Below are 25,444 nucleotides of genomic sequence, written 5' to 3' on the forward strand. Positions count from 1 at the left end.
GCTTACGGCAGCGCTCTCTCTGCGACAGCCCTCCAGCGCCCAACCCATGATCGTTCCCAAGCACCGCGTGGGAACGATCAGCATGGCGTTACGCCGTGGCGTGTGCTCCATCCACAACGACGTTATACGGCGCTTGCTCACGATCCCGCAGGCCGTAGTCACGAATGACCGAAGTCACGCGAACGCGGTAATCGTCGAAGATCTTGTCGCGCCCGGCGCGTTGTGCAGACAGGTGCGCGGTGACGTTGCGCCACTGCACCACGGCTTCCTCATCGCGCCAGGTGGTCACCGACATCACCTTCTTGGGGTTCAGCGTACTCTGAAAACACTCGACGGAGATAAACCCGTCCATGGGTTCCAGCAACGGGGTCAGCTTATTGACCAGGTCCACATAGGTCTCGCCCTGACCGGGCAGTGCCTGCAATTCGAATAACACGACGATCATATTTGACTCCTCATCCTTGACGGTTTTTTTCAGGTGGTCTTAAACGGCGGCGGTTGCCCGCCGCCAGTGGGTTAACGGGGGCCCAGGTTGTTCAGCCAGGCGCGCATCACGTTGCCAGCGGCGCGGGTCAGGCGATCGCCCAGGCCAGCGGCCGTGGCGCGCAGTGCGACGACGTCGATGCCGGCGTGGGCGAGTTCGCTGGCGTGGCCAACCAGCCACTGTTCGATGTGGGGGGTGTTGGCTTCGAGATGAAACTGCAGGCCCAGAATCGTGCGGCCCACGGCAAACGCCTGGTGGGCGCCCACTGGTGTGCTGGCCAGCAATACGGCACCGTCGGGCACATCGAACTGGTCGCCGTGCCAGTGCAACACGGGCGTGTCCATCAGCGCGGCGAGCGGTGAGTCCTGGCCGGCCGGAGTCAAGGTCAACGCGGAAAAACCGATCTCCTTGACGCCCATCGGGTAGACCTTGGCATGCATGGCGCGGGCGATCAGCTGTGCGCCCAGGCAGATGCCCAACAACGGTTTGCCGGACGCCACGCGCTGGCGCACCAGCTCCAGTTCGTCGTGCAGAAACGGGTACAGGTCCTCGTCATACGCGCCAATCGGGCCGCCGAGCACAATCAGCAAGTCGGCCTGCAGCACCTGCTCCCTGTAGATGGTGTCCACGGTGGGGTCGAGGTAAATCAGGGTGTAGCCTTCATCGGCCAGCACCACATCCAGGATGCCCACGTCTTCAAAATGAATGTGGCGCAGTGCAATAGCAGTTTTCATGGAAACACTCAGCGGTTGAAATAAGGGCCTGACGGTTTATGCAGTGGGGTTGAGGTCGACCTTGATCGTCCCCGATTGCGGGAAGGTGCAGCAGGCCAACGCAAAGCCTTCGCCCTTGTCCTTATCGGTCAGGCAAAAGTCGGGCTCGAGGGTGTATTCGCCCTCGGACAATTTGATCCGACAGTGGCCGCAGATCCCGGCGCGGCACAGGCTGCGCACTGCAATGCCGCTGGATTCGAGCATCTCCAGCAGGCTCTTGCCGGCGGGCGGTTCCAGCAACTCGTCGGTGTGGCTTATGTGCAGGCGCAGCGCAGCGCTGGTCGCAGGTTGCGCCTGCGCGGCCCTGACCGGCGGGGTGAAGGATTCGATCAGCAATTGGCTGTCCGGAAACAGCGCCAGCGTTTGCTCGCGCAAGCCTTGGGCGAAACGGTGACTGCCGCAGATCACCACCGTGTCCGGGTTACCCAGCAGGTTCAGGTCGGCGGCGGTGGGGCGGCCGGCCCTGAAATGGCCGTTGCTGCGCACCGCTTCGCGGGTAATGAAGACCTGCAGCGAAAACCAGCGGGTGTTCAGTTCCAGGTCCAGCAACTCATGCAGGAAGGGAATGTCGGCCACCGTCGGCACACATAACAGCAGGCTTACCTCGGGCACCGCCAGGCCGCGTCGTGCGCGTTCCAGCAGGCCGCGCAGCAAGGCGATTGGCAAGGTGATGCCGATGCCGCCAGCGAGCATGCCGACGTGCTTGCAGCCGATGATCGACCCCAGGCTGATGTCCCCGGCCACAAACTCCACCGCGACCTGCGAGCCCTCCTGCAAGGTAGCGTGCAACTGGTCCGAGACCCCGCCATGGCCTTCGCGCTTGACCGCAATCTCGAACCCGTCGGCGCCTTGCCTGCGAGTGATCGAATACAGCCGTTGCTGCGGCGTGCCCGTAGTGTCCGGAAAGCGCAGCGCCACGTGCTTGCCGGGTTCCAGGCGGTCAAGGAACTCGGCGTGGGCGCCCACGGCGCGCAGGCTGAAGACGTTGATCGCAGCGGTTTCAATGGTCACGCGTTCGCAACGGGCCTGCAGTGGGGTCATGGCGTTCATGCGCGGGCCTTCTCGCTCAAGGTTTCGATGGCGTGTTCGGCGCTGCTCAGGCCTTTGTCGGTCAGGCCGATACGGTCGATCAGGGCCTGGAGCGAGTCGGTGTATACGCTGATTTCGTTGTTGTCGCCCACGTCATGCAGGATCTCGCTGGCATGCGGCATCTGCAGTATCGAGAACACCTTGGCCCATGCGCCCATTTCGTTGTTGGCGAACATCTGCACGGTGCGCAGGATGATTGAGCGCAGGTACTCGCGCTCGGTGCGGCTCAGGCCATGAACGATGTCGGAGGCGACGAAACTGAACACGCTGGAATGGCTCCATTCATCGATGGCGTGGGTGCGTGTGACCTCGTGGCACACCGCCTGGATGCTGGTGTCTTCGGCCATGGTCTTGAGGTAATCGGTGATCAGCGTTTCACTCGCGCACGCCACACCAAAACGGGTCAGGCGGCGCTCCCATTCGGCCGTGCAGTTGGCCAGCAGGGCTTCGCGCCAGGTCACCAGGTTGAACGCGCTGAAATCCAGCGGGGTCAGTTTGCGCATGTCGTAGATGTAGTTACAGGCCATGATCGACATGCGCGTGTGCAGGGCTTCGTCCAGCAGTGCCTGGGACATCACGTCCTGCAGCAGGGCGCGGTTCTGGCTGTGTGGCGGGGTCTTGATGATGTCCTCGCAGGCGGGCACCACCACGTCGCATTCGATGTAGATCGTCTTGAGGTTGTAGATGCCCCACGCGTAGGACAGGCACTTGGATTGCAGGTCCTGCGGTGCTTCGAGCCAGGCCTGGTGATGACGGAACGGCAGCAGCGACAGGCTGAAATCCTGCTTCTTCGGGTCAAAGGCCAGGCCCCAGTAATCCGGTTGCGGATTGTTCACGGCAGCGCGGGTTTTCCAGAGCCCGGACAACTTGGCGAGCATGTTTTGTACCACGTCATCGGTACCACAATTCAAACGGTCCATGTTTTAACTCCAAAGAAAACAGCTATTGGTGTTCGGGTTATGAGTGCAGTCCTTTGCAAACATGACGGGGCCGCAAAAGCGGGTTGCCGCGTAATAAATGCGGGACGTTGCCCTTCAAGTTTGCGCCAAAAAAAGCGGGGGATATTGCTCCAGGTCAGTTGAATTGCGGGTGTAATGCGGGCATTTTCCGGGCTTTGGCCAAGTGCCGTTCCTGCATCAGGGTCAGCGCGACCGTCAGGCCCATAAAGGCAGCACTGGCCCAGAAAATCGAGTTGTGGTGGCCTTGGTCGAGTAGCCAGGCGAACCCGACCGGGCCGAGGGTGCCGCCGATATTGAAGCCGGTGGAGACAATGCCGAAGGTCTTGCCTTCCGCGCCTTTCGGCGACGCTGCGCGCACCAGCATGTCGCGGGACGGCGCGATCACCCCGGTCAGGAATCCCGCTACACCGAGTACCAGCAGCAGTGCCAGCTCGCTCAAGTGCGCCGTGGCGACCAACAGTATCAACCCGCAGGCCAGGGCAAACGCGCTGGCGGCCACCACGCCATGGCGGCGGGTGCGGTCGGCCAGTGCGCCGCCTGCCAGCACGCCAAAGGCGCTGGCAAACAGGAACGCGGTGAGTGCCGAGTTGGCCCAGGTCAAGGCCACGCCCTGGCCTTGCATAAGGGCCGCGACCGAGAATTTTTCAATTGCGCCGGTGCTCAGGTTCAGCAGCACGAATAACAACGTCAGGCTCAGCACCATGGGCGACAGCAACGAGCGCCGACGCGTGTCGAGGGGCGCCGGGTCGGCCGCTGGCGACACATAATTGACTTGGGCCAGTGCCGCGCCAGGTATCGACAACACCGCCAGCGCGACAAACCCTACGCCTGCGGCGGCGGCAAACGCCATGGCCGGCGTGCTCGCCACGGCGATGCTCAACAAAAACACCGGGGCCACGGCGGCGCCGAGGAAGCCGGCGAAGGTGTGCACGGAGAATGCTTTGCCAATGTGGGCAGGGTCAATATGGCGGGACAGCAGGGCATAGTCGGCCGGGTGGTAAACCGCGTTGGCGACGCCGGCCAGCGCCATGCCGATCAGCAAGCAAAGGTAGTTGGGCACGAGTGCAATCAACAGGAAACTGCTACTGCCCACTGCCAGCGCGGCTAACAGAAGGCGCCGTGCGCCGAAACGGTCCACGGCAAATCCCATCGGCGCCTGCACCAGCGCGGTGACGATGTTGAACAGGCTCAGGGCCAGGCCCAACTGCACGTAATCGACGTCGAAAAAAGCCGCGAGGAGGGGAAACAACGCCGCCAGCACCATGATGTGTAGATGACTGACAAAGTGCGCGGCTGAGACCTGCGGCAGCAGTCCGATACGAAAAGACGTCATGGCAGAACCTGTGGAAATGGGGGTGACAAAACCGGCGCAGAGCTTAGTGGGGCGTTGGTCTTGCGGGATAGTCCAATGTTCAAAGGTTCACCAGACCACTTTGCAGCGCTACTGGTCTCGCGCCGTGGCGCCGCGCCGCGCAGTGGTCTGCAACGCTGGCGCAAACTGGTATACCGGCGCGGGCCGTGTGCCGCTAGGGTAGACGCCGTTTGCCAATCGACGTTTTCACAGGGAGTGACCATGCCGCATTTCGCTTATCGAGACGGGCACGCGCTGCCGGTGCTCAGTGGCGTCGCACTGGCCCAGGCGGACGGGGATGTGTGGCGTGCCATCGACGCCGAGCGCCAGCGCCAGATGCAGTCAATCGAGCTGATTGCTGCCGAGAATTTTGTCAGCCGTGCAGTGCTTGAAGCCCAGGGCTCGGTGCTCACCAACAAGCATGCCGAAGGGTATCCGGGACGCCGTTATTACGCCGGCTGCTGCAACGTCGACGCGGTAGAAGAGCTGGCCAACGAGCGCGCCCGGCGGTTGTTCAACTGTGCCTACGCCAACCTGCAACCCCACTCGGGCAGCCAGGCCAATCAGGCGGTGTTTCTGGCGCTGCTGGCACCGGGCGACAAGATCCTCGGCCTGGACCTCAAGTCCGGCGGGCACCTGTCCCACGGTGCGGCGTTCAATATGTCCGGGCGCTGGTTTCAGGCCCTCAGTTATGGCGTGCATCCGCTGACCCATCGGGTCGACATGGACCAGGTCGAGCAGATGGCCCGCCAGGAACGCCCGCGATTGATCATCGTCGGCGCTTCGGCCTATTCACGGGCGCTGGACTTCGCGCGCTTTCGCGCAATTGCCGACGAAGTCGGGGCCTTCCTGATGGCCGACATTGCCCACGTCGCCGGACTGGTAGCGGGCGGTGCGTACCCGTCGCCGGTGCCGTTCGCCCACGTCACCACCATCAGCACCCACACCACACTGCGCGGGCCGCGCGGCGGGATGATCCTGTGCAACGAGCCGGGCATTGCGCAGAAAATCAATGCGGCGGTGTTTCCCGGCCTGCAAGGCGCGCCGCTGATGCACACGCTGGCGGCCAAGGCAGTGGCGCTCGGCGAAGCCTTGCAACCGGCGTTCAGCACCTACGCGCATGCGGTGATTGCGAACGCCCAGGCCTTGTGCGGGCGTTTGGCCGAAGGCGGGTTGTCGGTGGTCTCGGGCGGCACCGACTGTCACCTTGGCGTGATTGACCTGCGGCCGTGGGGCCTGGTCGGCAATGTCGCCGAACAGGCGCTGGAAGCGATCGGGATTACCGTGAACAAAAATATCGTGCCGGGCGACGAGGTCAAACCCAGTGTCACCTCCGGCATTCGCATCGGCAGCGCGGCCTGCACGTCGCGGGGCATGGGCGTGGATGAATTTCGCGAGATCGGCGACATGATCCTCGCCATGCTCGGCGGCGTGCGCAGCGGCGCCCTCGACAGTCGCACCGAGCGCTCGATTCGCGAAGGCATCGGCGAACTGACCAAGCGTTTCAAGCTGCCTTACTGAGCGGCTGCCTCTAGATTTTCAGCGCATTGGCCAGGCGCAGCATGGCGGCTTCGATTTCATACGCGGTCAACGACGAGTAGCCCAGCAGCCAGCCGTATTGCTGCGGTTCGCCTGCGTACAGCTTGCTGAGTCCGGACAATTGCACGCCGGCGGTGGCCGCCTGGCGGATGGTTTTTTCTTCGCTCCAGCCCGCTTTCAGCAGACAGGGAATCTGCAACCCGCCCGGCGGCAACTGGGCGGTGACGACCTCGCCCAGGTACTTGCCAATGGCGTCATGCATGATCGAGCGGCGCCCGGCATAGAGCTTGCGCATGGCCCGCACGTGGGCGTTGTAATGGCCGTCTTCCATAAACCGCGCCAGGGTCAGTTGCAGCACTTGCGGCGTATGCCCGTCCATCATGCTGCGTGCGTAGGCAAAGGGCTTGACCAGTTCGTGGGGCAGCACCATGTAGCCCATGCGCAAGCCGGGGTAGAGCGTCTTGCTGAACGTGCCGATGTAGAGCGTGCGCTGATACTTGTCCAGACCCTGCACGCAGGCGGTGGGTTGTCCGTCGTAATGGAACTCGCTGTCGTAGTCGTCCTCGATCAGCCACTTGCCTTTTTCCGCCGCCCAGTTGATCAACTCAAGGCGCCGTTCCAGCGGCAGCGTCACGCCGGTGGGGTATTGGTGCGACGGTGTGACGTACACGCAGTTGGCGCCGCTGCGGTCGGCGTACAGCAGGTCGGTGCGGATGCCGCGTTCATCGACATCGATGGGCAGCACCTTGGCTTCAGCGATCTCGAAGGCTTTGCGTGCGCCGTAATAGCCAGGGTTTTCCAGCAGGATCGGCTTGCCGGCATCCACCAGCAGCTGCGCGCAGAGGTACAAGGCCTGGCGCGTGCTGCTCAGCACCAGCACCTGATTGGGCGAACACTTGGCCCCGCGCTCTAGGTTCAGGTAGGTGGCAATCGCCTTGCGCAGCGGCTCGGCGCCTTGCGGGTCGCCGTGCAAGAGCACGTTGGCGCGATAGTCCTTCATCACCTGGCGTTGCAGGCGTTCCCAGACATCCGTGGGGAAACTGCGGGTTTCCGGCAAACCGGTGGCGAAGGCCTTGATGACTTGCTGGTCGCTGACGCCGCCCGTTTCGAAGATCATCCGCCCTCGCTGGCTCAGCTCGGCGCCGGGTGCGGCGGCGTTGCTGCGCACTTCCTGGGCCTTGATGCGCCGGCGTGTGGCGCCGCGCAATTCGACGCCGACCGTGTCGCAGACGTAACTGCCAGCACCCTCGCGGCGTACGATAAACCCGTCCCGATGCAACTGCACGTAGGCGTTCTCGACGGTGTCGCGGGCGCACCCCAGTGACGTTGCCAAGACCCGTGTGGCAGGCAGTTTCAGGCCGGGGCCGAGGGCGCCGTCGAGGATCAGTGCGCGCAACGCCCGCTGGATGCGCTGGTGCAAGTCCAGCAGCTGAAACTCCACGTCGTTGAGGCGCATTTTCAGGGTTTCGAGCTCGAAGGTTTTTGCCATGCGGTCTGCTCCGTCCTTTGGAATTGGCCTGTAATGGCAGGCCAGTCTATCCGTAGAATCCAGCCCTCGCCAGCCCGGCCCCGGCGCGTGGCAAGCCCGCACGATGCGAGTGTTCTTGAACAGGAGTTACGCGACGATGGCCAGATCCCACAACTTCAGCGCCGGCCCCACGGCGGTGCCGCTGGAAGTGCTCACCCAGGCACACGAAGAATTTTTTGATTTTGCCGGCACCGGTATGTCGGTGATGGAGATCAGCCATCGCTCCCGCGTGTTCATGGACGTTGCCCGCCAGGCGGAGCAGGACCTGCGCAACATTCTCGGCGTGCCGGACGCATACAAAGTGTTGTTTTTGCAAGGCGGCGCCTCGCTGCAGTTCGCCCAGGTGCCGATGAACCTGTTGGGCGACAAAGGCACGGCGGACTACCTGCACACCGGCCTCTGGTCGGGTAAGGCGATTGAAGCGGCGCGGCGTTATTGCGATGTGCGAATCGCGGCCAGTGCCCGCGCAACCGGCTTCGACCGCGTGCCTGACGCAGCGAGCTGGCACCTCAATCCTGACGCCGCCTACCTGCATTACACCGAGAATGAGACGGTCCACGGCGTGCAATTCATCGCCCCGCCCGACAGCGCCGCGCCGCTGGTGTGTGATGCCTGTTCAAGCCTTTTGTCCAAGCCGATGGACGTCGCCCGGCACGACCTGGTGTATGCCGCCGCGCAGAAAAACATGGGGGTGGCCGGGTTGACGGTGGTCATCGTCGACCCCGCATTACTGGAACGCTCCCATGCCTTCACTCCGGACATTCTCAACTACGCCCACATCAGCGATGCGCAGTCGATGCTCAATACCCCGGCGACGTTTCCCTGGTACCTCACCGGCCTGACGCTCAAGTGGATCAAGCACAACGGCGGCCTGCCGGCCTTGCATGAGCGTAACCAGGCCAAGGCGCACCGGCTCTATCGCGCCATCGACGAGAGCGGCGGGTTCTACCGCAATCGGGTGCAGCCGGCGTACCGCTCGATCAACAACGTGCCGTTCGTGCTGGCGGATTCGACGCTGGAGAAGACCTTCTTGCGCCGCGCCGAAGCCGCCGGCCTTAACGGCTTGAAAGGCCACGCCAGTGTCGGCGGCCTGCGCGCCAGCCTCTACAACGCCGTCTCGTTAACCGCAGTCGAGGCGCTGACTGACTTTATGGCTGACTTCGCACGCGCACATGGGTAACCGCTCCTGCGCGAAAAGTGGTCTGGTCTGCTGCGCACAAGCGTAGGGGCAAACCCCACCATTCAACGGCTATAAATGACCGCCTGGCCACGGCCTGATCCATTGTCCAGCAAGGAGCCAAGACTTATGCCCTCTACTCAATCCCAGTCGTCCCTGCGTCTGCGGGATGTGCTGCACCCGGTGGTTGCCGGGCTGATTTCGGTGATCGTCAATTACGGCGGCACCTTCATTCTAGTGTTCCAGGCCGCCAAGGTTGCCGGCCTCAGCCCTGAGCTGACGGCGTCGTGGGTCTGGTCGGTGTCGATTGGCGTCGGTGTGACAGGGTTGTTCCTCAGTTGGGTGAGCCGCGAGCCGATCATCACCGCCTGGTCGACCCCGGCGGCGGCGTTCTTGATCGTTGCCCTGGCGACCACGCCCTACGCCGAGGCGATTGGTGCGTATTTGATTTCAGCGGCGGCGTTCGTGCTGCTGGGGGTATCCGGCTATTTTGAAAGGGCTGTGCGCCTGATCCCGCCTGGCGTTGCGGCGGGCCTGCTGGGCGGCATTCTCTTGCAGTTCGGCATCGGTGCATTCGCGAGCATGACGGTCGACCCGCTGTTGGTGGGGCTGCTCATCGGCGCTTACATCGTGTTCAAACGCTTGAGCGCACGCTACGCGGTGGTCGGCATTCTGGTACTGGGGCTGGGCTTTTTGCTGATGCAGGGGCGAGTGGATTTTTCCGGACTGGCGCTGGCGTTCGCCACACCGGTATTCACGCGGCCCGAGTTCTCGCTCAATGCGTTGCTGAGCGTGGCGTTGCCGCTTTTTTTGATTACCCTCACGGGGCAGTACATGCCGGGCATGCTGGTGCTGCGCAATGACGGCTTCAAGACCAGTGCCAACCCGATTCTCAGCGTGACCGGGCTGGGTTCGCTGCTGATGGCGCCGTTCGGCTCCCATGCGTTCAATATCGCGGCAATCACGGCGGCGATCTGCACCGGCAAGGAAGCGTCCGAAGACCCTTCCAAACGCTGGATCGCCGGGGTAGCGGCAGGGGTGTTCTACATCCTGGTGGGGATTTTTGGCGTAACCCTGGCGGCGGTGTTCATGGCCTTTCCGGCGACGTTCATTACCACCCTGGCCGGGCTGGCGCTGCTCGGCACCATCGGCGGCAGCCTGGCCAATGCCATGGCGGACGTCAAATCCCGTGAAGCCTCGCTGATCACCTTTCTGGCGTGCGCCGCCAACATCACCTTGCTTGGCATTGGCGGCGCGTTCTGGGGCTTGCTCATCGGCCTCGCGGCGTATGCGGTACTCAATGGGCAACTGCCACGTCGTGAAAAAACCACTGCGGTGACCACCAAGGGAGCGACCCGCTGATGACTGGGCAAGCCGAACACCTCACCACGCTCCACGCCGACCATGGTCGCTATCCGCAGGCGGTCAGCGTCGAGGACTTTCGTCGCAATCTTGCCGCTGTGCAGCAACGCATCATTGATGCCTGCCACCGCGTCGGGCGTGACCCGGCCACCGTGCGGTTGCTGCCGGTCAGCAAGACCTTCGACGAAGCCCATCTGCGCCTGGCCTATGCCGCCGGTTGCCGCCTGCTCGGCGAAAACAAGGTGCAGGAGGCCCAGCGCAAGGCGCAAGCCATGAGCGACCTGCACGACCTGCAATGGTCAGTCATCGGCCACCTGCAAACCAACAAGGCCAAGCAGGTTGCGCGTTTTGCCAGCGAATTCCAGGCGCTCGACAGCCTGCGCGTGGCCGAAGTGCTGAACCATCGCCTGCAGCTCGAAGGTCGGCAGATGGATGTGTTCGTGCAGGTCAACACCTCGGGCGAAGCCAGCAAGTACGGCCTGGCTCCCGAGGATGTGGCGGCGTTCATCGCGGCGCTGCCGGCATTCCCGGCGCTACGGGTTCGCGGGCTGATGACCCTGGCGCTGTTTTGCGCCGACGTGGTGCGGGTGCGCCCCTGCTTCGTGCGCTTGCGTGAATTGCGCGACCGCTTGCTCGCGCAGGTGCCCGAGGGCGTGTCGCTGCAGGAGTTGTCGATGGGTATGTCGGGCGACTTTGAAATTGCCATTGAAGAGGGTGCAACCGTGGTACGCGTCGGCCAAGCCATCTTCGGTGCCCGCGCCATGCCAGATGCCTATTACTGGCCCACGGCCGACGCCAGACCGCGCAACGACGACGAGTTGCCGGCGCTCGCCCCTTAACGTTGATTGATCTCTATAGGAGGCCTGCAATGTCCGCAGCACCCGCTTACCTGATGCACACCTCGTCCCGTCAGCCGGTCTCGTTCAGCCGAGGCCTGGGCGCTCGCCTGTGGGACACCGACGGCGTTGAATACCTGGATGCCATCGCCGGCGTGGCCGTGACGAGCCTGGGGCACGCCAACCCGGAAATTGCCGCCGCCATCGCCGAGCAGTCCACGCAGTTGCTGCACACCACCAACATGTTTCGCATCCCGTGGCAGGAGCAACTGGGCGAGCGGTTGTGCCTGTTGTCCGGCATGGAGCGCGCGTTTTTCTGCAACTCCGGCGCCGAGGCCAATGAAGCCGCGCTGAAACTGGCGCGGTTGCACGCCCATGCTCGAGGCGTGGCCCAGCCGCAGGTGCTGGTGATGGACAACAGCTTCCACGGGCGCACTCTCGCCACGCTGGCGGCCACCGGCAACCCGGCGGTGCACGCCGGTTTCGAACCGTTGATGCCCGGCTTTGTGCGCGTGCCGTACAACGACATCGAGGCGATTCGGGCGGTTGCGGCGCAGTCACCCAACATCGTTGCCGTACTGGTCGAACCGGTGCAGGGCGAGGGTGGGGTGCATGCGGCGTTCGCGGGCTACCTGCAAGGGTTGCGCGCCCTGTGCGATGAACACGACTGGCTGATGATGATTGATGAAGTGCAAACCGGCATGGGCCGCACCGGCGCCTGGTTTGGCTTTCAACACGCGGGCATCGAGCCGGATGTCATCACCCTGGCCAAGGCACTTGGCAACGGCTACCCGATAGGCGCATGCCTGGCGCGGGGCAAGGCCGCCGAGCTGTTTTCCCCCGGTCACCATGCGTCCACGTTTGGCGGTAACCCGCTGGCCTGCCGCGTGGGGTGCACGGTGCTGGACATCATGCAGCGTGAGCACCTGCCACAACGCGCCGCCGCCAGCGGCCGACGCCTGCTGGCCGCGCTCAAGCTGGCGCTGGGCAACCATCCCGAGGTGGTGGCCATTCGTGGTATCGGCTTGATGGTCGGCGTCGAACTCAACCGCCCGTGCGGCGAGCTGGTCGACCGCGCCCGTGAAGAACAACGCCTGCTGATCACCGTCACCCGTGGCACCACCATGCGCCTGTTGCCCGCACTGATCTGCGATGACACACAGATCGACGAGATCGCCGCACGTGTCATTCGCCTGCTGTCGCCCGCTGTTTGAATTTGTTAACCAAGGACGCCCCCACCATGTATGACTCAACGCTCACCCTGGATGCTTTCGACCCTGAACTGCGTGAGGCGATTCATAACGAAGCGCATCGCCAGGAAGACCACATTGAGCTGATCGCGTCGGAGAACTACGCCAGCCCGCTGGTCATGCAGACCCAGAGCACGGTACTCACCAACAAGTACGCCGAGGGCTATCCCGGCAAGCGCTACTACAGTGGTTGTGAATACGTCGATGTAGCCGAGCGGCTGGCGATTGAGCGGGTCAAGACCCTGTTCAACTGCGACTACGCCAACGTGCAGCCTCACGCGGGTGCGCAGGCCAACGCGGCGGTGTTCCTCGCGTTGATCAACCCCGGTGACACGGTGATGGGCATGAACCTGGCCCAGGGCGGCCACCTGACCCACGGTAACCCGGCGAACTTTTCGGGCCGGCATTACAAGATCGTGCCCTACGGGCTGGACCCGAAAACCGGTTTTCTCGACTACGACGAGATGGAACGAATTGCCCTGCAGACGCGCCCGAAAATGTTGATCGGCGGTTTCTCGGCGTACTCGCGCTACAAGGACTGGGCACGCATGCGCACCATCGCCGACAAGGTCGGCGCCATATTCTGGGTCGACATGGCCCACGTCGCCGGGTTGGTCGCCGCCGGCGAATACCCGGACCCGCTGCCCCATGCGCATGTGGTCACCAGCACCACGCACAAAACCCTGCGCGGCCCACGGGGCGGTTTGATTCTGTCGAAGGGCCAGGACGAAGCCTTCTACAAAAAACTCGATTCGGCAGTGTTTCCCGGCGTGCAGGGCGGCCCGCTTATGCACCAGATTGCAGCCAAGGCCGTGGCGTTCAAGGAAGCGCTGACGCCCGAGTTCCGCGTCTACCAGGCCCAAGTGGTGATCAACGCCCGCGCCATGGCGGCGGTGCTGCAAAAGCGCGGCTACAAGATCGTCTCGGGCGGAACCGACAACCACATGATGCTGATCGACCTGTCCGACAAGCCCTACACCGGCAAGGACGCCGATGCGGCATTGAGCAGCGCCTACATCACCGCGAATAAAAACTCGGTGCCGAATGACCCACGCTCACCCTTCGTGACCTCCGGCCTGCGCATCGGCAGCCCGGCGGTGACGACGCGGGGCTTCGGTGTCGAGGCCTGCGAGCAAGTGGCAGGGTGGTTGTGCGACGTACTCGACGCCCTGGAATATGGCGACAGTGACAAGGTCGGCCACCACGTGCGCGAACAGGTTGTCGCACTGTGCCGGCGTTATCCGGTTTATCGCTGAATGGGTTTGGGGGGGGCCGTGTGGACGGCCCCTGATTCACGCCTTTACCCGAAAAGGACGCTCATGCAGCCTGCTTCCAGCGTTATCAGGCGTTCGATCTGGGGGCGTGGGGGCGTCGTGATGATCTGCCGAAGACTGATCCCGGTGAGCCCGAAAGTCACAGCCCAGGGCACGCCCCAAAAAATGATCTCGATTTGCTGGCTCACCGGGTCCTGCCGCTTCAACTGCGTGTTGGAAGTGGAATCAACTTTTCATGTGATCGTAATGGCGGGTGGTCAGGGTTACATCGTGCACGTTCGTAACGGACTGCTCTTAAAGCACTTCGGTGGTGATATTGAGAATTTGATCCGCATCCCGGAGCTGCGTAGCACCCTCGTTTCACATGGGCTGTGGCTTAGGCTTTTCAAAGGAGAGGCTGAGGTCTGGTGCACCGAGCGTTTGTCTTTAGATGGGATTAGGAATATCCAAGTCTCGCTCGCGGATGGGTTATTACGGGGGAGGGGTGGTACTCACCCAAAAAAGTAGTCAGGAATGACGGGCAGTAAGCGGCCAAAAAGAGACGGTGGCCATGTGGGCTGTGGGCACGATTTCAGCCCCAATGTAAGCAATGAGGCTAGCGCGCAGCCCCTGCAAATGTGGTGTCCATCGTATGTCGGTCGTATTCCAGCAGGTATGTATGATGCAGACGATACAACTGTGAAAGCAGATTTTTGTTGGGGCCGACCACATCCATACCTCTGTCGTCGTAGGGAAAAACCATAACGTGCCTCTTCAAATTGAAGAGGTATAAAACGCAGTTGGGTTTAGGCTGAATTGCGGCAAAGTCCCTAGCCAAAGCACACCAAAGAAATGCTTGAAGCAGAGTCGCAGGCGCTTCAAATGCGATGTTGATCCAATATTCCGGCTCCCTTTCGCAAAACCATTCCTCCGGATCTATTTCCTCACTCCAGACTGAGCACTCCGTGGGTATGTTAATGCCGGCAGATCGAAGGGCGTGAATCAGGGGCCGATGAGCAAATCGGTTGCTGCCAGAATGAATGCGCAGACAAGCAACAAGCGTCGCGTCCTCAAGAAAGATATCGCTGCAGATCTTTGTTGATTTTCGTAGTGCTGATAGAAATTGCTCAATCACTCCACCAGTTTCAGAGAGCTCAAAACGCAGACCTCCTGGATAGGAATAGAAAAGTGGCCTGTCAAATGCTTTACCCCCAAAGATCCTCTCAATTTCAAGTTGTAGATTCACTTGATCCCTTCATGGCTAATAGCCCGGCTCCATAGTTTGGGCGGTGCAGACGGATATTACTGTATACGTAAGATCTGAGCTAAGCCGCGAGCGTCCGCTTTTGGCCGTTTTCTACCTGTGGCTACTGGTTGAAAACGACCCATAGCGTCCGGTTAGCATTTACTGAAATCGAGCGGCTATTGCCTGTCGCTGCTATGCAATCTGCTGCTAAGCGAATTTGCCGACCGTCGTCAAGCTAGCCCGAGCACACACAGGTTCACGTCGCGAGCGCACTGCCAGCAAGCGTAGAGGTTCGCAAAGTCGTAAACCCCGTACTCCATTTTAATTTACCATTCGCAGGCGTTCCGTTCCGGCGCCGCTCAGCCCACGTCTGCACTCCGAATTTCCAATGGAAGGATCCCGCTTCATGTCCAATACTTTGTTCCGTACACTCGCCTTATCCAGCCTGTTAGTCCTCGCCAGCTGCTCCACTGCAACACCAAGCGTATCGACGCCTGTCACCTCCAAGGCGATCGAAGCCTTCGTCGAAATCTGTCTGAAGACCGCCCCCTCGTTCGCCGGTTCTGCTGAAGCGGCCAAGCGCTTCGGCATCAACGACCTCCAGGACATGGGTTTCACGCGCATCGGCTTCACCGCGGACAAAAACCTCTCCGTGCAACTTTCCGAAAAGGAATGCGTCGTTACCACTCCGAAGCAACCCGACGACAGTCTGACCCGCCAACTGCTGAGCGCCGCGCAGACTTACTCGCAAACGTCGGTAGCAGATCGCGTGCCATCGAAGGTGCGCATCCAGAACAACAACTTTATTCTTCAGCATGATCGCAACGGCGGTGAAGCGTATGTGCTACTGCGGAACAAGTAATTAGCACTTTTACCCCGCGTACGAAAGGGCCCGCAAAGGGGCTTTTCTCGAAGAAGAACAGGGGTCAGACCACAGAAGAACAGGGGTCAGACCACTATTATTAATCGTGGTCTGATCCCATTTTCACAAGCGGTTACCTTGGCTAAGCGAGTACGATTTTTCAGCAGAGTCGGCCAAGAGCGGTCAGTCGACTGATCAGGTGGAGACGGCCCACAGGCGGACATAACATCAGGAGGATAAATAACGCTCGACTCTCGCTTCCAGCAGCTTGATCAAAGCAGGTGCCATATATTCGTAATCATCCGAAATATTCAGACAGATGATACGTTTATTGGCCAATGCCGAGGTGAAGCGAGCAGTCAGTTTCTTTCGATGGATTTGCTCCATAACAAAAATGAGATCGGCCCACCCTAGAAGCTCCTGGCTTACAGGCACATCCGCATCGTTATTGACACCAGCCGATGCTGTATCAACTCCCGACCAATCAGCAAAAATTTGCTCGGCGGTCGGACTACGTAGGCGGTTTTTGCCGCAGATGAACAACGCATTCAAAGTGGGTTAGCTCCAAACTGTTCCGGAGATTCGAAGCTCAGGTTCGGACACGTTGACATACTCAGAGCGTAGCTTCTGGGAATAAAGGAATGTGTCCGTTCTGGCCGATTATTGCCTGACAACAAGGGCTGCTATCGACGTCCTCTGCCAGTCGCGCGAGATAGAAAGCGATCCAATATAGATAGTCCACGTCGAGCGCAACAAACTGTCGGGATGAATTACTCCCCGGATTGCAAGCGCTCGATAGCTTCGAGAAGCTGGCCGTCGAAGTACTCGGTTTCATCTCGTTCCTGATCTTTCATGTGGCGCTTCGCTTCAATCAGCAAGTGTTCCGTCGCGATATTCTGATTCAAAAAAGTAGCGACCATAAGATCATTCAAACTCTCTAAAGGTGTGTCCCATGCCTCCCTGCAACGCTGAATGATTCCTGTGGGGGTATCGCCACTCCATGGACCTAAAATATCCGACACTGCCAGGGTAGAGGTCATGAGGCTGCCTTTGAGAGAAATTGCAGAGCTGGTAATTTCGCACGCTCGGGAGATTGATGAATAGCGAAATCGGCCAGAAGCAGCCCTCCGATGCGTCTGCAAAACTCGAAGCCATTCCAGCGGCGATTGCGTATATCCAGAATATTTGCGAAAACCTCAGTAGATTGAACGCGGAGAAATGTATCTTCGCGCCACATTGCTATTTGATGGACGGACGTAATGCAGCACCTGGATCACTTATCCTTGCACTTGTTCATTCTGGTCTGTGAAGAGGGCACGATTGCAAGCGCCAGTGAGCGAGCATTTATGGCGCCCTCGGCGGTCAGCAAACGTATTTCCGACATTGAGGCGCGATTTGGTACGGCGCTACTAAAGCGCAGCAAACGCGGGGTTGAACCGACCCCGGCGGGGTTGGCGCTGCTTCGGCATGCTCGGTCTCTGACACGGGCGATGGAGCGGCTCGATAGCGAGCTTGGCGAATACGCTGAAGGCGCCCGAGGGCATGTACGGGTGTTGGCAAACATCTCGTCAATTATGGAGTTTCTACCCGAAGAGCTGTCTGACTTCATGCTTAAGCACCCTGGAATCCAGGCCGACATCGAAGAACGTTTCAGTCCCGATGTGGTACGAGGTGTGGCTGAAGGCAATGCCGATTTGGGCATTTGTCGACGATCAATGGCCATGGGCGATCTGGAGTTTCTACCTTATCGTCGGGATCATCTGGCCGTCGTCGTAGGCTCGAACCATTCCTTGGCCAATCGCCCCCGTATTGCGTTCGCAGAGACCCTGGCCTTTGATCATTTGGGGTTGTCCGCTTTCGCCACGTTGAATAACTTCATGCGTAATGAAGCGACTAAGGACGGACATGAGTTGCGGTTTCGCTCCTATGTTTCGTCGTTCGACGCCGCATTCCGCCTAGTGCAATTCGGCTTGGGACTTGCTGTATTTCCACTGGAGGCCGTGGCGCGGTATGCCCAGTTGTTTGACTTGCGCATTATTCCGCTGACCGACGATTGGGCACTGGGTGAGTTTGTTATCTGTGTGCGTGATCGGGATGCACTGTCGCTGTCCGCACGGCGCTTGCTGGATCATCTGCTTTTGCGCGCAAACACCGGTTGAGCCTTGGGGCTGATTGAATCCATCGCGGTTGACGATGGATCACCGCGTAAATGACGTCTTTTTGCTAAGCCAGCGGCTCTTTAATCTGAAGTTGCGCTTCAGCCTGTGAGAGCTTTTTCATGACAACAATAACAATCAATGAAGTCGGCATGCGTGATGGTTTGCAAAGCCTTCAAACCGTAATGCCTACCTCTGCCAAACGACAATGGATCGATGCCGCCTATGCTGCCGGCATGCGTTATATGGAAGTCGCGTCCTTTGTTCCCGCCAAACTGCTGCCGCAGATGGCCGATGCAAAGGAAGTCGTCGCCCACGCCTTGAGTTTTCCAGATCTGGTCGTAACGGTCCTGGCGCCTAACCTGCGCGGCTGTCGTGATGCGCTGGAGTCCGGCGCTCACCGTATCATTGCGCCTGTCTCCGTCAGCGCTGCCCATAGCCTGGCCAATGTGCGGCGTACGCCGCTGGAAATGGTCGAGGAACTGGCGCGGATGTGCGAACTACGGACCCAAATGGGTTTGCACAACGTTCAAATAATCGCCGGGATGTCGGTTGCATTTGGCTGCACCCGCCAGGGCGATGTGCCATTGAGCGACCTCTGCGAATTGACCGGTCGGGTGCTGGAAGCCGGCTGCGATCTGGTTTCGCTTGGCGACACCACCGGCTATGCCAATCCCGGCCAAGTGGCGACCACGTTGCAGGCGGTTCGCGCTATTGCCGGTGACAAACTCCGGGCTGCGCATTTTCATGACACCCGAGGTCTGGCGCTGGCCAACAGCCTGGTGGCGGTGCAGCAAGGCATCACCGAGCTTGATTCTTCCCTGGCAGGGCTGGGTGGTTGCCCGTTCGCGCCGGGCGCGTCCGGCAACACCGTGACCGAAGACCTGGTGTTCATGCTGCAAAGCATGGGCTATGACACCGGCGTTGATCTGCCCGCACTGATCGCTTCAAGGGATCTGCTGCGCGCCGCCTTACCGGACGAAACGCTTTACGGCTGCATTGCCCGCGCTGGCCTTCCACTCAATTACACGCCAGTCGCCAACCGCGCTTGAGCCTGCTTGATCGAGGAAAACGCTAATGTCCAGACTTCCATTGGACGGCATTCGTGTCGTCGAAATTTCTCATATGGTGATGGGGCCGACCTGCGGGATGATCCTGGGTGACCTCGGTGCCGAGGTGATCAAGATCGAGCCGATCCAGGGCGACGGCACGCGCCGCCTGCTGGGCGCGGGTGCCGGTTTTTTTCGCACCTTCAACCGCAACAAACAGTGCATCGCCATTGACGTCAACACCCCTCAGGGGCGCGACGCTGTGCTGGAACTTATCGACACCGCCGACGTATTCATCGAGAACTTCAAACCTGGCCGCATGCAAGCGCTCGGCTTTGGCTACGCTGCGATTCGGGAGCGTAACCCGCGCATTATTTATGCCTCACACAAAGGCTTTCTGAACGGTCCTTACGACAATCGCCTGGCCCTGGATGAAGTGGTGCAGATGATGGCCGGTCTGGCCTACATGACAGGCCCTGTCGGTAGACCGCTACGTGCTGGCAGTTCCGTGAACGACATCATGGGCGGGATGTTCGGTGCCATCGGCGTGCTTGCCGCGCTCAACGAGCGCAACGTCACTGGGGCCGGTCGTGAGGTGCAAAGCGCGCTTTACGAAAACTGCGTGTTGCTCGCCGCCCAACATATGCAGCAATACGCGGTGACCGGGCAGGCAGCCGCGCCAATGCCGAACCGCATCAGCGCCTGGGCCATCTATGACGTGTTCGAGTTCGCTGGCGGTGAGCAGATGTTCGTTGCTGCCACCGGTGAAGGCCAGTGGAACGCCTTGTGCCAGCTGCTGGGCCAGACGGTGTTGCTCGACGATCAGACTCTTGCCACCAACAACGACCGCGTTCTACAACGACCACGGCTGCTAGCCCATCTGGCTGAAGTCTTCGCGACCATGGATGCTCAGGCTCTGGCGCTACAACTCGAAGCCCACGGCATTCCATTCGCGCCGATTCGTCGTCCGGAAGAGTTGTTTGAAGATCCTCACCTGCTGAAAAGCGGTGGACTGGCAAATCTTGAACTCGAAGACGGATCGTTCACCGCCATGCCACTGCTGCCGTTGTCCCTGGATGGCGAGCGTCTTCAACCCCGTCGATCAATTCCACGCATCGGCGAGCACACCCACAAAGTCATGTGCGAACTGGGCTACAGCGACGAACACATTGCCGAGCTGTGTGCTGCCGGTGTGCTGAAAACTGATGCTCAGGCCTGAGGAGGAGCTGCCGTGGCTATCTATCAATATGACACGCTTATCCCCGCCATCCACGCCGAAACCTTCGTCGCGCAGGACGCTACCGTCATCGGCAATGTCACGCTGCAGCAGGGCGTCAGTATCTGGCCACATGCTGTTCTGCGCGGTGACAACGAGCCGATTCTCATCGGTCAGCACAGCAATGTGCAGGAAGGTGCGGTGCTGCATGCCGATCCGGGATTTGCGCTGACGGTAGGCAAGGGCGTCACCATCGGCCACCAGGCCATGTTGCATGGCTGCACCATTGGCGATGGTGCGCTTATCGGGATTCAGGCGGTTGTCCTCAATGGTGCGGTCATCGGCAAGAACTGCCTGGTTGGCGCCGGTGCGATTGTCACCGAAGGCAAGGTGTTCCCGGATAACTCCCTGATCCTGGGCGCACCTGCCAAAGTCGTGCGCGAACTGACGCCTGAAGCGATTGCCGGCATGCACCGAAACGCCGAGGACTATGTCGTCAAGGGTCAGGTTTACAAGGAAAAACTGATCCTGATCAGCTAAACCCGTTGAGCAAAGTTCCTGAAGGAACTTGCCTCTCTCCAATAATTACAAGAATGGAGAAACATCATGGTTGCCATGACTGGCGAAATCGCCCTTGCGCGCAGCGAAGAAACGATCAACGAATTGCTGCTGTATCGGCGCGTGGCCTGGCGCATCATGCCGCTGGCCATTATCTGCTTTCTGTTTTCCTATTTTGATCGGATCAACATCAGCTTCGCCAAGACCCAAATGCAGCATGAATTGGGTCTGAGCGACGCGGCATACGGTTTGGCCGCGAGCATGTTTTTTTTCGGCTACGTGCTATTCGAAGTGCCTAGCAGTCTTGGTCTCAAACGCTACGGGGCGCCGGCCTGGATCTGTCGGATCATGATCTCCTGGGGACTGGCGACGGCGGCTTTGATGTTCGCCTACACGCAATACACCCTGTACTTCCTGCGTTTTCTGATCGGCGTGATGGAAGCCGGTTTTGGCCCGGCGATCCTGTTCTACCTGGCGTGCTGGTTTCCCAAGAAGCACCTGGCAAAGATGAATGGCCTTTGGTTCCTGGCGGTACCTCTGGCAGGCGCCGTCGGTGGGCCGGCGGCGGGGATCCTGTTGGGCACGATGGACGGGGTGTTCGGGCTGGCAGGTTGGCACTGGCTGTTCCTGATGTCCGGACTCCCCTGTGTGGTACTCGGCCTGCTGGTGTTGTGGAAACTGGACCGAGACATCGAATCGGCCAAATGGCTAAGCCGTAGCGAGAAGGACCTGCTGGCGGCCAACCTGGCGCATGACAAAGTCAACCAGAAGCCGGTATTGGGATCGTTGTGGCGTGTGTTGCTGACCCGGGAAGTGGCGCTCATGGCGTTCATCTACTTTGTGATCAAGACCGCTGCTTATGGCCTCAACTTCTGGATGCCACACCTGATCAAATCCTCCGGTGTGCAGAGTCTATTCTGGATAGGGATGCTTTCGGCGTTGCCTTACATCGTGGCCTGTATCGGCATGATATGGCTGACCCGGCGTTCTGATCGTACAGGTGAACGCAAGACTTACCTTGTGTGGTGCCTGGTGGCGGCGGCAGTAGGCTACGTGTTGGCCTGCCTGTTCTCCGACTCGTCATGGGCGATGATGGCAGCACTCGTACTCGCTACTGCGGGCACCTTTATTGCGATCCCGATTTTCTGGACCATCCCGCAGTCGACCTTCTCCGGCCTGGCTATCGCTACCGGGACAGCAGCAATCAACTCCATCGGCCAATTGAGCGGCATGGTTGCACCTGTGATGGTGGGCAAAATCAACGATCTGTCCGGCTCTACCTACATGGGCATGCTCTCCATTGCACCGCTGATTCTAGTCGCTTGTTTCGTCGTCATGCGCTACGTCAAGAATCCCAGGTCCTGACGAAATTCTCACGAATGACCGGACTTGCTGATTGTTGAAGGGCTTGAATCGCGCAAGCGCTCTTGAACCGCTTTCACCCGTGGGGGCCTCTTTCCATTCCGAGAGCGTTCGTCGTTACAGACGCATAGGGCAAAGTCTATTTCGGCCGAAAGCGCCCCCTTTCTTTCACAACCGGTCTACCATGCCACCCCCGGCAGTGGTTCACGCGCTACCGACCTCATTCTTAAAAGGTACCGCAATGTCCATCGACCAAATCTCCCTTCCCAAAGGCGTAGGCCCTCACGCCATCAAGCTCCTCGAAGCCATCACTGGCGCTTCAACCCATGAAGAGCTCAATCGCGCCGGTGGCAAAGCTGAGGGGTTTGTGTTGGGGCTTGAGTCCACCAAAGCCATCAAGAGCCAAATCGCCGAGTCGTTGTATGTGGCCTACGACGATGCGGCGAGTAACCGGGCGGGTGAGTTGAAGGGCTAACCATCAGCCGGGGCAGGGTGCTTCGCGGTCAAGGAGTTTGGCCGTGAGCAACACGCCCAGTTCGCTCAGTTGGTGGATCGCCAGGGCGACGTCGCGGTGTTTGCCGGACAGGTCGAGCAGCAGCGTGTTTTGGGCTGCTGCGCAGCCCAACGGGAGCAAGCTCCCTCGCCACAGGGGTTAGGGGCGTTAGTAGCCTTGGCTCACGCTCACGCCGCGCATGATCGAGAAGCGCGGGTCGAGCAGTTTCAAGCCTTGTTCACCTTTCACCCGGCCCACGGTCACGTGGTAAGTCTTCGGCACGTCGGAGAGGTTTTCCGGGTTGCGCGCCAGTTTTTCTATCGCTGGGGTTTTGGCCCAGGCGGCGATGGGTTTCTGGCGGATGTCCACCGTCACGATCCAGGATTTATCCACGGCGGCGCCCATTGGGCCGGTGTTGGGGGCGATGTCCTTGATTTTGGCGATTTCATAGCCTTGTGAGTAACAAAAGCCAGATGCTTGTTCCACGTAGGCGGCGCGGCCAGGGTCGGTGAGGCTGTAGGTCTTGTCGCTTTTGGCGAGCAGGCCGGCGTCTGTCAGCGCATCGAAGGCGGGCGCGTTGCCGCTGGAGACGCCGGTGCTGAAGGTTGAGCTCAGCGTGACCGGGAAGCTTTTGAACATCGCTGCCGTCACGCAGGAAGCCCCTTCCAGCCGGGGTTGCAGTGCGGCGTGGATGTCGGTGTCCGAAGGGCTGTCGCTGCAAGCGGTGAGCAGCAGGGCGCTGGTGGCGGCGAGGGCCAGGGCGTTGATTCGCATCGTTTTATCCTTGACGATTGGGAGGGGGTGGCACTGAGACATTAACGTCGAGCAGATGTTTCCAGGCTGATGCCTTTGCCTTACCTTGACCTGCATCTGCCCACCTTGGGCATGGGGATGACGAATCAGGCGCGAGCAATGGGAGGCGTTTTTCCCGCGTTCAGGACCAGAGCCGCCCTCCAATACGCTATAGAATTGCCTCCTGGAACAGGCCTCACAACGAAGGATTGAGCATGACATTGACTGTCGAAACCCTACTCCAACTGGCCATGGCCAACCCCATCAACGCCGAAATCACCGCACGCCTGCCCGACCTCGGCGTGGACCAATGCATGCTCACCGCCGGCTGTCTGTTCCAGGCAGTGTGGAACCATCAAGCGAATCTTCCCGCCGCTCAGGGCGTGAAAGACTACGACGTCTTTTACTTCGACACAGACATGTCCTACGAGGCGGAAGATGCGGTGATTCGTTCGGCCGAGGCGCTGTTCCAGGACCTGGGCGTGAATGTGGAGGTGAAGAACCAGGCGCGGGTGCACCTTTGGTACGGCGAGCGGTTTGGTCGGCCCTATCCGCAGTTGCACTCGGCCAAGCAGGGCGTGGATCGTTACCTGGTGGCAGGTACGTGCATCGGCTTGGATATCGCGACGGGTGAGGTGTACGCGCCCTATGGGTTGGATGACGTGGAGCACGGCGTGCTGCGCATCAACCCGCTGCATGCGGAGCCGGCGTTGTTCATGCACAAGGCCAAGAGTTATCAAGCGCGTTGGCCGTGGCTGAAGATTGTGGCGCCGGGTTCACCCCAGTAACCCTCCCAGCACGGCGCTGGCGGCCACCACCAACCAGGGCGGCAGCTTCCAGACCATCAGCGCCACCAAGGCGGCCAGTGCCAAGCTGAAGTCCAGCGCAGTGAAGATCGCGCTGGTCCACACCGGCTGATACAGCGCCGCCAGCAATAACCCCACCACTGCCGCGTTCACTCCGGCCAGCGCGGCCTGGGTGCGTGGGCTGCGGCGCAGGGTTGCCCAGAACGGCAGTGCACCCATCACCAGCAAAAAGGACGGGGCAAATATAGCCAGCAGCGCAATCACGCCACCCAGCCAGCCGTTCGGGGCATGGTTCATCGAGGCGCCAAGGAACGCGGCAAAGGTGAACAGCGGGCCGGGCACGGCTTGCGTGGCGCCGTAGCCCGCGAGGAATACGTCATTGTTCACCCAGTGCGGTGGCACCACTTCGGCTTGCAGCAACGGCAGCACCACATGGCCGCCGCCGAAGACCAGCGAGCCGGTGCGGTAGAAGGCATCTACCAAGGCCAGCGTGGGATTGGGCAACCAGCCGGCCAGAATCGGCAGGCCCGCCAGCAACACGAGGAACAGCCCCAGCCACAGGGCGCCCGCGCGGCGGCTGATGGCGACCGGCAGCGCGTCAGGCTCGGCACTCGGCTCACGTTTGAACAGCAGCAGGCCGGCCACGCCTGCGGCGCAGATCACCCCGACCTGGGCCCAGGCGGACGGTTCCAGCAGCGCCAAACACGCCGCAATCAGCATCAGTATCACACGCGCCAGGCCTTGGCACAGGGAACGCGCCATGCCCCAGACGGCTTGGGCGACCACCGCCACGGCGACCACTTTGAGGCCATGCAGCGCGCCGTCGGGGAGGGCGCTGCCATCGTGGGACAGGCCCAGGGCGAACAGGATCAGCGCGATGGCTGACGGCAGTGTAAACCCGGCCCAGGCAGCAGCGGCGCCACGGTAACCGGCGCGGGACAGGCCCAGCGCGATGCCGACCTGGCTGCTGGCCGGGCCAGGGAGGAATTGGCACAACGCGACCAATTCCGCGTAACTGCGCTCGCTCAGCCAGCGTCGCCGTGTGACGAACTCCTCGCGAAAATAACCCAGGTGCGCAATCGGGCCGCCGAACGAGGTGAGGCCCAGGCGCAGGAAGATCAGGAATACCGACCAGGGGCTGCCGGGATGATCAGCACAGGAATGGGCCAAGGGGTTAGGTCTCATGAGGGGTTGCGCCACCTTAGCGAATTTTGATGACGTGAAGAAGAGGCCTCTGTTTACGCCAATTGCAACGCGTGATGGAATTTTTGCGCGCGCATTTGAGTCATTGAAAGATGCACGG

Annotated in this window: 26 protein-coding genes and 1 pseudogene; 15 read left to right on the top strand and 12 right to left on the bottom strand. The window is 60.6% G+C overall.

Features of this window, described 5'->3' with window-relative positions; genetic code table 11:
• Window positions 1-88: 88 nt before the first annotated feature.
• The 5 genes from JBO08_RS25020 to JBO08_RS25040 form a co-directional block, all read right to left on the bottom strand.
• Window positions 89-445: an antibiotic biosynthesis monooxygenase gene (locus JBO08_RS25020; RefSeq protein WP_065880860.1), complete on the bottom strand. Its 357-nt coding sequence runs from the start codon at window positions 443-445 to the stop codon at window positions 89-91.
• Between the two features lie 71 nt (window positions 446-516).
• Window positions 517-1,218, bottom strand: a complete 702-nt coding sequence (locus JBO08_RS25025; RefSeq protein WP_220075147.1) for a glutamine amidotransferase — start codon at window positions 1,216-1,218, stop codon at window positions 517-519.
• Window positions 1,219-1,254: 36 nt separating this feature from the next.
• Entirely contained in the window at window positions 1,255-2,307 is a 1,053-nt protein-coding gene (locus JBO08_RS25030) for a 2Fe-2S iron-sulfur cluster-binding protein (protein WP_065946210.1), read from the bottom strand.
• On the bottom strand, window positions 2,304-3,266 hold the full coding sequence (locus JBO08_RS25035; RefSeq protein WP_065890590.1) for a diiron oxygenase: 963 nt from the start codon (window positions 3,264-3,266) through the stop codon (window positions 2,304-2,306). Before JBO08_RS25035 ends, JBO08_RS25030 begins: the two co-directional genes overlap by 4 nt.
• Window positions 3,267-3,420: 154 nt before the next feature.
• Window positions 3,421-4,638, bottom strand: a complete 1,218-nt coding sequence (locus tag JBO08_RS25040; RefSeq protein WP_065946212.1) for an MFS transporter — start codon at window positions 4,636-4,638, stop codon at window positions 3,421-3,423.
• A gap of 240 nt (window positions 4,639-4,878) precedes the next feature.
• Between JBO08_RS25040 and JBO08_RS25045 the strand changes: the two genes are divergently transcribed.
• Window positions 4,879-6,177, top strand: coding sequence for a serine hydroxymethyltransferase (locus tag JBO08_RS25045; protein ID WP_065874184.1), 1,299 nt, complete (start codon window positions 4,879-4,881; stop codon window positions 6,175-6,177).
• 10 nt (window positions 6,178-6,187) lie between these two features.
• Here the strand turns inward: JBO08_RS25045 and JBO08_RS25050 are convergent, their stop codons facing one another.
• The gene (locus JBO08_RS25050; protein ID WP_220075148.1) at window positions 6,188-7,684 is read right to left on the bottom strand and encodes a PLP-dependent aminotransferase family protein; all 1,497 of its coding nucleotides are present in this window, start codon (window positions 7,682-7,684) and stop codon (window positions 6,188-6,190) included.
• Between the two features lie 136 nt (window positions 7,685-7,820).
• Here JBO08_RS25050 and serC point away from each other — a divergent pair, with 136 nt between their 5' ends.
• The 6 genes from serC (at window position 7,821) to JBO08_RS25080 (ending at window position 14,129) form a co-directional block, all read left to right on the top strand.
• Window positions 7,821-8,903 carry a 3-phosphoserine/phosphohydroxythreonine transaminase gene (gene serC / locus JBO08_RS25055; RefSeq protein ID WP_065880864.1) on the top strand — a complete coding sequence of 361 codons (1,083 nt, stop codon included), beginning with the start codon at window positions 7,821-7,823 and terminating at the stop codon, window positions 8,901-8,903.
• A gap of 126 nt (window positions 8,904-9,029) precedes the next feature.
• Window positions 9,030-10,262: a benzoate/H(+) symporter BenE family transporter gene (locus JBO08_RS25060; protein ID WP_065874178.1), complete on the top strand. Its 1,233-nt coding sequence runs from the start codon at window positions 9,030-9,032 to the stop codon at window positions 10,260-10,262.
• On the top strand, window positions 10,262-11,101 hold the full coding sequence (locus JBO08_RS25065) for a YggS family pyridoxal phosphate-dependent enzyme (protein ID WP_065874177.1): 840 nt from the start codon (window positions 10,262-10,264) through the stop codon (window positions 11,099-11,101). Before JBO08_RS25060 ends, JBO08_RS25065 begins: the two co-directional genes overlap by 1 nt.
• Window positions 11,102-11,130: 29 nt before the next feature.
• Window positions 11,131-12,312, top strand: coding sequence for an aspartate aminotransferase family protein (locus JBO08_RS25070; RefSeq protein WP_065874176.1), 1,182 nt, complete (start codon window positions 11,131-11,133; stop codon window positions 12,310-12,312).
• A gap of 26 nt (window positions 12,313-12,338) precedes the next feature.
• A complete protein-coding gene (gene glyA, locus JBO08_RS25075) occupies window positions 12,339-13,604 on the top strand; it encodes a serine hydroxymethyltransferase (protein ID WP_065874173.1) in 1,266 nt (421 codons plus the stop codon).
• A 63-nt stretch (window positions 13,605-13,667) separates the two neighbouring features.
• Window positions 13,668-14,129 carry a hypothetical protein gene (locus JBO08_RS25080; protein WP_225930641.1) on the top strand — a complete coding sequence of 154 codons (462 nt, stop codon included), beginning with the start codon at window positions 13,668-13,670 and terminating at the stop codon, window positions 14,127-14,129.
• 88 nt (window positions 14,130-14,217) lie between these two features.
• Here JBO08_RS25080 and JBO08_RS28330 read toward each other — a convergent pair whose 3' ends face one another.
• Window positions 14,218-14,847, bottom strand: coding sequence for a DUF3885 domain-containing protein (locus JBO08_RS28330; RefSeq protein ID WP_065874167.1), 630 nt, complete (start codon window positions 14,845-14,847; stop codon window positions 14,218-14,220).
• 406 nt (window positions 14,848-15,253) lie between these two features.
• Here JBO08_RS28330 and JBO08_RS25090 point away from each other — a divergent pair, with 406 nt between their 5' ends.
• Window positions 15,254-15,709, top strand: coding sequence for a hypothetical protein (locus JBO08_RS25090; RefSeq protein ID WP_065874166.1), 456 nt, complete (start codon window positions 15,254-15,256; stop codon window positions 15,707-15,709).
• Window positions 15,710-15,937: 228 nt separating this feature from the next.
• Here the strand turns inward: JBO08_RS25090 and JBO08_RS25095 are convergent, their stop codons facing one another.
• Window positions 15,938-16,261 (bottom strand): low molecular weight protein tyrosine phosphatase family protein, encoded by a 324-nt coding sequence (locus JBO08_RS25095; protein ID WP_220075149.1) that lies wholly within the window; start codon window positions 16,259-16,261, stop codon window positions 15,938-15,940.
• A gap of 218 nt (window positions 16,262-16,479) precedes the next feature.
• Window positions 16,480-16,749 (bottom strand): hypothetical protein, encoded by a 270-nt coding sequence (locus tag JBO08_RS25100; protein WP_065946353.1) that lies wholly within the window; start codon window positions 16,747-16,749, stop codon window positions 16,480-16,482.
• A gap of 219 nt (window positions 16,750-16,968) precedes the next feature.
• Between JBO08_RS25100 and JBO08_RS25105 the strand changes: the two genes are divergently transcribed.
• From JBO08_RS25105 to JBO08_RS25130, 6 genes are all read left to right on the top strand, one after another.
• Window positions 16,969-17,868, top strand: a complete 900-nt coding sequence (locus tag JBO08_RS25105) for a LysR family transcriptional regulator (RefSeq protein ID WP_065874163.1) — start codon at window positions 16,969-16,971, stop codon at window positions 17,866-17,868.
• A 119-nt stretch (window positions 17,869-17,987) separates the two neighbouring features.
• Window positions 17,988-18,917, top strand: coding sequence for a hydroxymethylglutaryl-CoA lyase (locus JBO08_RS25110; RefSeq protein WP_065946354.1), 930 nt, complete (start codon window positions 17,988-17,990; stop codon window positions 18,915-18,917).
• 25 nt (window positions 18,918-18,942) lie between these two features.
• Window positions 18,943-20,133, top strand: coding sequence for a CaiB/BaiF CoA-transferase family protein (locus tag JBO08_RS25115; protein WP_065874160.1), 1,191 nt, complete (start codon window positions 18,943-18,945; stop codon window positions 20,131-20,133).
• A gap of 12 nt (window positions 20,134-20,145) precedes the next feature.
• On the top strand, window positions 20,146-20,670 hold the full coding sequence (locus JBO08_RS25120; RefSeq protein ID WP_065890597.1) for a gamma carbonic anhydrase family protein: 525 nt from the start codon (window positions 20,146-20,148) through the stop codon (window positions 20,668-20,670).
• Window positions 20,671-20,736: 66 nt separating this feature from the next.
• Window positions 20,737-22,053, top strand: coding sequence for an MFS transporter (locus JBO08_RS25125; RefSeq protein WP_065874158.1), 1,317 nt, complete (start codon window positions 20,737-20,739; stop codon window positions 22,051-22,053).
• 238 nt (window positions 22,054-22,291) lie between these two features.
• Complete coding sequence (locus tag JBO08_RS25130; RefSeq protein ID WP_065874155.1) at window positions 22,292-22,525, top strand: hypothetical protein; 234 nt, start codon at window positions 22,292-22,294, stop codon at window positions 22,523-22,525.
• A gap of 3 nt (window positions 22,526-22,528) precedes the next feature.
• On the opposite strand, the pseudogene JBO08_RS25135 reads toward JBO08_RS25130, so the two are convergent.
• Together JBO08_RS25135 and JBO08_RS25140 are read right to left on the bottom strand one after the other, a co-directional pair.
• A pseudogene (locus JBO08_RS25135) lies at window positions 22,529-22,654 on the bottom strand (DUF6124 family protein); the annotation flags it as partial.
• A gap of 57 nt (window positions 22,655-22,711) precedes the next feature.
• Window positions 22,712-23,317: a hypothetical protein gene (locus JBO08_RS25140; RefSeq protein ID WP_065874154.1), complete on the bottom strand. Its 606-nt coding sequence runs from the start codon at window positions 23,315-23,317 to the stop codon at window positions 22,712-22,714.
• 233 nt (window positions 23,318-23,550) lie between these two features.
• On the opposite strand from JBO08_RS25140, the gene JBO08_RS25145 reads away from it, so the two are divergent.
• Window positions 23,551-24,123 (top strand): nucleotidyltransferase family protein, encoded by a 573-nt coding sequence (locus JBO08_RS25145; protein ID WP_065890598.1) that lies wholly within the window; start codon window positions 23,551-23,553, stop codon window positions 24,121-24,123.
• On the opposite strand, the gene chrA is transcribed toward JBO08_RS25145, so the two are convergent.
• On the bottom strand, window positions 24,112-25,326 hold the full coding sequence (gene chrA, locus JBO08_RS25150; protein ID WP_220075150.1) for a chromate efflux transporter: 1,215 nt from the start codon (window positions 25,324-25,326) through the stop codon (window positions 24,112-24,114). The two genes, JBO08_RS25145 and chrA, sit on opposite strands and share 12 nt — an antisense overlap.
• Window positions 25,327-25,444: the final 118 nt, after the last annotated feature.

It is taken from the genome of Pseudomonas sp. LAP_36, from assembly GCF_019456785.1.
GTDB classification, from domain to species: Bacteria; Pseudomonadota; Gammaproteobacteria; order Pseudomonadales; family Pseudomonadaceae; genus Aquipseudomonas; species Aquipseudomonas tritici.

Bases quoted from the DNA above. Each gene is read 5' to 3' on its own strand.
- chrA (WP_220075150.1), bottom strand. From the start codon at position 25,326: ATGAGACCTAACCCCTTGGCCCATTCCTGTGCTGATCATCCCGGCAGC.
- JBO08_RS25090 (WP_065874166.1), top strand. From the start codon at position 15,254: ATGTCCAATACTTTGTTCCGTACACTCGCCTTATCCAGCCTGTTAGTC.
- JBO08_RS25145 (WP_065890598.1), top strand. From the start codon at position 23,551: ATGACATTGACTGTCGAAACCCTACTCCAACTGGCCATGGCCAACCCC.
- JBO08_RS25050 (WP_220075148.1), bottom strand. From the start codon at position 7,684: ATGGCAAAAACCTTCGAGCTCGAAACCCTGAAAATGCGCCTCAACGAC.
- JBO08_RS25040 (WP_065946212.1), bottom strand. From the start codon at position 4,638: ATGACGTCTTTTCGTATCGGACTGCTGCCGCAGGTCTCAGCCGCGCAC.
- JBO08_RS25020 (WP_065880860.1), bottom strand. From the start codon at position 445: ATGATCGTCGTGTTATTCGAATTGCAGGCACTGCCCGGTCAGGGCGAG.
- JBO08_RS25110 (WP_065946354.1), top strand. From the start codon at position 17,988: ATGACAACAATAACAATCAATGAAGTCGGCATGCGTGATGGTTTGCAA.
- JBO08_RS25060 (WP_065874178.1), top strand. From the start codon at position 9,030: ATGCCCTCTACTCAATCCCAGTCGTCCCTGCGTCTGCGGGATGTGCTG.
- JBO08_RS25080 (WP_225930641.1), top strand. From the start codon at position 13,668: ATGCAGCCTGCTTCCAGCGTTATCAGGCGTTCGATCTGGGGGCGTGGG.
- JBO08_RS25100 (WP_065946353.1), bottom strand. From the start codon at position 16,749: ATGACCTCTACCCTGGCAGTGTCGGATATTTTAGGTCCATGGAGTGGC.
- JBO08_RS25105 (WP_065874163.1), top strand. From the start codon at position 16,969: ATGCAGCACCTGGATCACTTATCCTTGCACTTGTTCATTCTGGTCTGT.
- JBO08_RS25115 (WP_065874160.1), top strand. From the start codon at position 18,943: ATGTCCAGACTTCCATTGGACGGCATTCGTGTCGTCGAAATTTCTCAT.
- JBO08_RS25130 (WP_065874155.1), top strand. From the start codon at position 22,292: ATGTCCATCGACCAAATCTCCCTTCCCAAAGGCGTAGGCCCTCACGCC.
- JBO08_RS25125 (WP_065874158.1), top strand. From the start codon at position 20,737: ATGGTTGCCATGACTGGCGAAATCGCCCTTGCGCGCAGCGAAGAAACG.
- glyA (WP_065874173.1), top strand. From the start codon at position 12,339: ATGTATGACTCAACGCTCACCCTGGATGCTTTCGACCCTGAACTGCGT.
- serC (WP_065880864.1), top strand. From the start codon at position 7,821: ATGGCCAGATCCCACAACTTCAGCGCCGGCCCCACGGCGGTGCCGCTG.
- JBO08_RS25035 (WP_065890590.1), bottom strand. From the start codon at position 3,266: ATGGACCGTTTGAATTGTGGTACCGATGACGTGGTACAAAACATGCTC.
- JBO08_RS25025 (WP_220075147.1), bottom strand. From the start codon at position 1,218: ATGAAAACTGCTATTGCACTGCGCCACATTCATTTTGAAGACGTGGGC.
- JBO08_RS25070 (WP_065874176.1), top strand. From the start codon at position 11,131: ATGTCCGCAGCACCCGCTTACCTGATGCACACCTCGTCCCGTCAGCCG.
- JBO08_RS25065 (WP_065874177.1), top strand. From the start codon at position 10,262: ATGACTGGGCAAGCCGAACACCTCACCACGCTCCACGCCGACCATGGT.
- JBO08_RS25030 (WP_065946210.1), bottom strand. From the start codon at position 2,307: ATGAACGCCATGACCCCACTGCAGGCCCGTTGCGAACGCGTGACCATT.
- JBO08_RS25045 (WP_065874184.1), top strand. From the start codon at position 4,879: ATGCCGCATTTCGCTTATCGAGACGGGCACGCGCTGCCGGTGCTCAGT.
- JBO08_RS25140 (WP_065874154.1), bottom strand. From the start codon at position 23,317: ATGCGAATCAACGCCCTGGCCCTCGCCGCCACCAGCGCCCTGCTGCTC.